The following is a 1,028-nucleotide window of genomic DNA, read 5'->3' as shown; positions in this document are numbered from 1 at the left end:
GGTGGGTGAAGCCATGGCCATGGTCAAAGCGCTTAACCGGATCACGCTATTAGGAATGCCGAACAGTATTCGCATCACGTAACAATCGACCCGTATGGGGCGCAGTCGTTACAAGTTCTGATTTATTCAACAAAGCCAGTCCAGCGTGATGCTAAAGCGTGTACCGTTTGCGCCGCGCGGATATCCAGCTTCATCCAGCAGTCGGTTAGCGGCCGCCAGATCGAAGGGATACGGGGTCGGCGACGGATCGTGGAAGGTTTTCAAACCGGGGGCAACGGGAGATGCTGTCGGCGTCGCCAGGCAAAAGTAGGCAATGCGCACCAGTGCATCCCTGTCAATGGCGTGAGAAAACTCCTGACGCACACGCAGGTCTTTGAAAATCTTGTCATCCAGGTTGAATTGCAGCGATGCAACGCTGTAATTAATTGTTCCCTTTGGTTTCAAAGCCCAGCTTGCCCTCTTTCTTTAATCGGGCAATTTCACTCAGCGCAACCGGCGTTCGGTAAGCGATGTCGGCATCACCGGTTTCCAGCGCCAGCGTGCGCACCACTGCATCCTGCTGGAACTTGACGATCAACTGGTCCAGATAGGGCTTTGGGTTATCCCAGTAGTTGGGATTGCGTTTATAGACAATATGGCTGCCTCGTACCCATTCGCTGAAAACATACGGACCGGTGCCGACTGGCGCATTGTTATTGGCATTTTTCAGTGGGTCGCTGCCCGGCACGTCATAGATGTGTTTTGGCAGAATCGGTGTTTCACCGGCGGCAAACTCGCGCAGCAAATAAGGAGCAGAGTGCGATAACTCAAAGACGGCAGCCAGCGCATCGGGGGTTTTAATGTCGCTAACGTTAGCAAAGGTGCTTCTGGCGCGTGGGTGTATTTGGGTCGTGTATTCAATGAGTTGATGTAGCATCAAACGTAGTACTCGCGTTCGATGTAAGTACCGATGATCCTGTCGTGCATTTCGGATGATTTTGAATATCCGAGCGTCTTGCGATTGAGCCGTTGCAATCGGTTACGCAGTG

The 1,028-nt window shown here is 52.5% G+C and carries 3 protein-coding genes and 1 pseudogene; 1 reads left to right on the top strand and 3 read right to left on the bottom strand.

Going from position 1 to position 1,028, the window contains the following annotated elements; translation table 11 throughout:
- A pseudogene (locus QZ506_RS16975) lies at window positions 1-82 on the top strand (lipoprotein); the annotation flags it as partial.
- A gap of 44 nt (window positions 83-126) precedes the next feature.
- Here the strand turns inward: QZ506_RS16975 and QZ506_RS16970 are convergent.
- The 3 genes from QZ506_RS16970 to QZ506_RS16960 form a co-directional block, all read right to left on the bottom strand.
- The gene (locus QZ506_RS16970; RefSeq protein ID WP_291972675.1) at window positions 127-444 is read right to left on the bottom strand and encodes an ABC transporter substrate-binding protein; all 318 of its coding nucleotides are present in this window, start codon (window positions 442-444) and stop codon (window positions 127-129) included.
- Window positions 422-916 (bottom strand): ABC transporter substrate-binding protein, encoded by a 495-nt coding sequence (locus tag QZ506_RS16965; protein WP_291972673.1) that lies wholly within the window; start codon window positions 914-916, stop codon window positions 422-424. The genes QZ506_RS16970 and QZ506_RS16965 overlap by 23 nt, the downstream gene beginning before the upstream one ends.
- The coding region (locus QZ506_RS16960) for an IS1 family transposase (RefSeq protein ID WP_291968255.1) at window positions 916-1,028 on the bottom strand (113 nt) is incomplete at its 5' end. The genes QZ506_RS16965 and QZ506_RS16960, both read right to left, overlap by 1 nt.

The organism is Candidatus Symbiopectobacterium sp. (assembly GCF_020054415.1).
Classification (GTDB): Bacteria; Pseudomonadota; Gammaproteobacteria; order Enterobacterales; family Enterobacteriaceae; genus Symbiopectobacterium.
The sequence above is the reverse complement of the archived record's forward strand: the minus strand, read 5'-3'. Positions and strand labels throughout refer to the sequence as shown.